This is a genomic window from Bradyrhizobium sp. (assembly GCF_016462955.1).
Classification (GTDB): domain Bacteria; phylum Pseudomonadota; class Alphaproteobacteria; order Rhizobiales; family Xanthobacteraceae; genus Bradyrhizobium.
In genome coordinates this window covers 1-3,381 of the sequence record NZ_JAEMSD010000632.1, presented here as the reverse complement: position 1 = coordinate 3,381, position 3,381 = coordinate 1, and the positions used below count along the sequence as shown (strand labels likewise).

2 protein-coding genes and 2 pseudogenes are annotated in these 3,381 nt (G+C 65.9%); all 4 read right to left on the bottom strand.

Annotation, left to right across the window (positions count from 1 at the left end; translation table 11 throughout):
• The coding region (locus JHD07_RS35880) for a cell division protein FtsA (protein WP_291630791.1) at positions 1-640 on the bottom strand (640 nt) is incomplete at its 3' end.
• A complete protein-coding gene (locus JHD07_RS35875; RefSeq protein WP_291630789.1) occupies positions 637-1,653 on the bottom strand; it encodes a cell division protein FtsQ/DivIB in 1,017 nt (338 codons plus the stop codon). The genes JHD07_RS35880 and JHD07_RS35875, both read right to left, overlap by 4 nt.
• A gap of 336 nt (positions 1,654-1,989) precedes the next feature.
• Positions 1,990-2,991: pseudogene (locus JHD07_RS35870) on the bottom strand (D-alanine--D-alanine ligase).
• Between the two features lie 99 nt (positions 2,992-3,090).
• Positions 3,091-3,381: pseudogene (locus JHD07_RS35865) on the bottom strand (UDP-N-acetylenolpyruvoylglucosamine reductase); the annotation flags it as partial.

The window sequence follows — 3,381 nt, the reverse complement described above, 5'->3', positions numbered from 1 at the left end:
CATAAGGGCTCGCAGCCATGGCTTCGACATTGATGTGACAGCGTTCGACCGCCAGCATCAGGTTGCGCGCGACGGTGGCATCGCAGGTGACGACGTTCATGTCGACGCCGAACTGGTGCGCAACCATGCCGCGGGGATCGCGGATGCCCTTGACGCCGTCGAGCGTGTAGCCGACCGGCAGCGCATGCAGCACGGTGCGGCCGTCGCCGGTGGCGTGGCGCATGCCGGTGGAGGTGACGCGGCTGACATCGGCCGGCGTCACGGCGCCGCCGCGGATGTCGGCTGCGGCTTCGACCAGCTGGCCGGCGAGCCGGCCGCCGGAGACCGACAGCAGCACGGACTCGACCCGCACCTTGGCCATCTTCTCCGCAAGCCCGACGGCCTGGCGCACAGCCTGCTCGCATTCGGTAAGATCGACCACAGCCCCGGCCTTCATGCCGCGCGACTGGATCTGGCTGTAGCCGATCAATTCCACCGCATGGGTGCGGCCGCGCAGCGCATCGCTCGGCGGCGACGGCTTCAGCCGCGCGATCATGCAGGCGATCTTGCTGGTGCCGATGTCGAGGCAGGCGACGAGACCGCCGCGCTTGTGCGGCATCGGGCGCGTCTTCGGCGTCTGGGTGCGATCGAGACCGGTCATGCGGAATCCCCGGCCTTCTTTTTCTTCTTGTCCTTGAACAGCTCCTCGCGCGCCTTGGCGGCGTCCTCGGACAGCTGCACCACCAGCCGGTCAGGCAGGCGCATGTCGACGGCGACGATGTCGCGGGAGAACAGGCGGTCTTCCTTGTCGAGCTTCGACAGCATCGCAAGGGCGTTGCCGACGTCCTGCTCGGGCAGGCGGATGTCGAGACCATCCTTGAGCCGCAGATTCCAGCGCCGCTCGCCGACGAAGATCGCGGCCTTCGTGACCGAATTGACCTGCGGGTAGCGCGCCAGCAGCGCCAGAAAATCGCGCGCCTGGGTGTCGGCGCCCTTGCCGACCACAAGCGGCAGCGACAGGAAACGGCGCGAGACATAGGGCTCGAGCACGGCGCCGTCGTCGGCGATGACGGAGAGCCGGCCGGCCTCCTGCCACAGCGCGAACGCCTTGCGCTCGGTGAGCTCGATCATGAGCTGGCCCGGATAGAGCTTCAGCACGGTCGCATCCGCGATCCAGGGATTGGCCTTGAGCTTGTCGCGCACGGCGTCCGCATCGAGGAACAGTAGCGAGGAGCGGCCGCTGACACCGCCGATGGCGAGAATTTCGTCCTGGGTCAGCTGCTTGCGGCCGTTGATCACGACGGAAGTGATGCGGAAGCCGGCGGAATTGGCCAGCGCGTTGCGGGCATCGCTGACCGCAGTGACGAAATCCTGCAGATGGCCGCCCTTGACGATGCCGAAGCCGCAGCTGCCGATCAAGAGCAGCACGGTCATGCTGAGGCCGACCCGGCGCGGCAGATAGCGCTCGACCAGCGCGACGATGCGCGGCGGCGGCTCGCGCGCGACGTCGACCTTGGCTTTGGCTTTGATCTTGGCGGCAGCGCGCTTGCGGGCGAGCGTCTCTTGCACCCACTCGCGCAGAAGCACGACCGCTCCGATAGCAGCCGCCTTCAGATCAGCTTGGGGCCTCAGCGATCTTACAAGCGATCGGGGGAGGCTTCCTGCACCATCCATTGCACGAGCTCGTCAACAGTTTCCCCGCGACACTGCGCGGATCCTGGCGAACATGACGTCTCGGGCATGCCGGGCCGGGTGCTGGTCTTCAGCAGAAGAAAACCTCTCCCCTTCAAAGCGTTCGCTGGAGGTGACATCACCCGCGACAGCTCACGCGCCGGCAGCCAAAGCGCCATATGCGCCGCCAGCGTTAACCTTCGGACGTCCTGGTAAACAAAAGGTAAAATTCGTTAACGAATTGCGGATTTTGCCTCGCGCTGTGAGGCATTTGCGCCGCGATGTCCGGCATTTTACCGGTTTTGGCCGCCAAACCAGGCCCTTTCGGCCGTTGGGCCGTTAACCACCCCTGACGATCTCCGGGACGCGCCGGCAGGCGAGCTCGACCAGGCCGCGGAGGAAGTCGACGAATTCGATACCCTCGGCTTTCAGCGCCTTGGGGTAGAGCGAGGACTTCGTCAGCCCGGGAAGCGTGTTGGTCTCGAGATAGACGAGGCCCTTGTCCGAGACGATGAAGTCCGAACGGGAATAGCCGGTGCAGGACATTGCGCGATGCGCCAGCATCGCCTGCTGCTTGAGCGCGGCGGTGATCTCGGGTGCGAAACGGCCGGGGCAGATCTCCTGGGTCGATTACAGGAGATATTTCGCCGCGTAGTCGAAATTGCCCTCGCCCGGAATGAGCTCGATCGGCGGCAGCGAGATGATGGAGCCGTCGGTGCGCTCCAGCACGCCGCAGGTCGCCTCGACGCCGGCGATATAGGGCTCGATGACGTACTCTTCATGCTTCGCCGCGTTGCGGACGGCGATCAGGTCCTGCTTGGCGTTGACGAAGATCAGGCCGTAGCTCGAACCGTCGCGGGCCGGCTTCGCGATCAGGCGTCCGTATTCGGCGAAGGCTTCGTCGATGTCGTCGAGCGCAACGTTTTCCGTCGGCGTCACACCGCCGAGCGCGGCAAACCGCTTGGCCGCGAGCTTGTCGAAGGCGAGATGGGAGGAGGCCGATCCCGAGCCGGTGAAGGGCACGCCCCGCGCCTCGCACATCACCTGCAATTCGCCGTTCTCGGCCCGCCCGCCATGCAGGCCGAGCACCAGCACGCGTCCCTCGGCCTTGGCCCGGTCGAGCGCCTGCTCCAGCGGGACGCCACGCGTCCCCGGCTTGAACTCGTCCTCGAACGGACGGGCATGTTCGAGCAACTGCGTGGACTGCACGACGTGCACCTTGTCCTCGACGTCCCACCACCACAGGTCGGCCTCGGGCAATGCCTGATGCAGGGCCTGGGCCGAGGCAACCGAAACCAGACGCTCCCGGTTGGAGCCGCCGAAAAGGATGGTGATGCGCATTCGCTGCCTCTGTTACTTTGTCATTCCGGGGCGCGCAAAGCGCGAACCCGGAATCTCGAGGTTCCGGGTTCGGTGCTTCGCGCCGCCCCGGAACGACACTCACGCCGAAACCCCGACCCGCTTGATTTCCCAGTGTAGCTCGATTCCGGAATTTGCCTTCACCCGTTCGCGCACGGTCTCGCCCAGCGTCTCGATGTCGTGCGCGGTGGCATCGCCGGTGTTGATCAGGAAATTGCAGTGCATCTCCGAGACCTGGGCGCCGCCGACGCGCAAGCCCCGGCAGCCTGCGGCGTCGATCAGCTTCCAAGCCGAGTGTCCCGGCGGGTTCTTGAAGGTCGAGCCGCCGGTCTTCTCGCGGATCGGCTGCGCGGTCTCGCGGTGGCTTTGCAC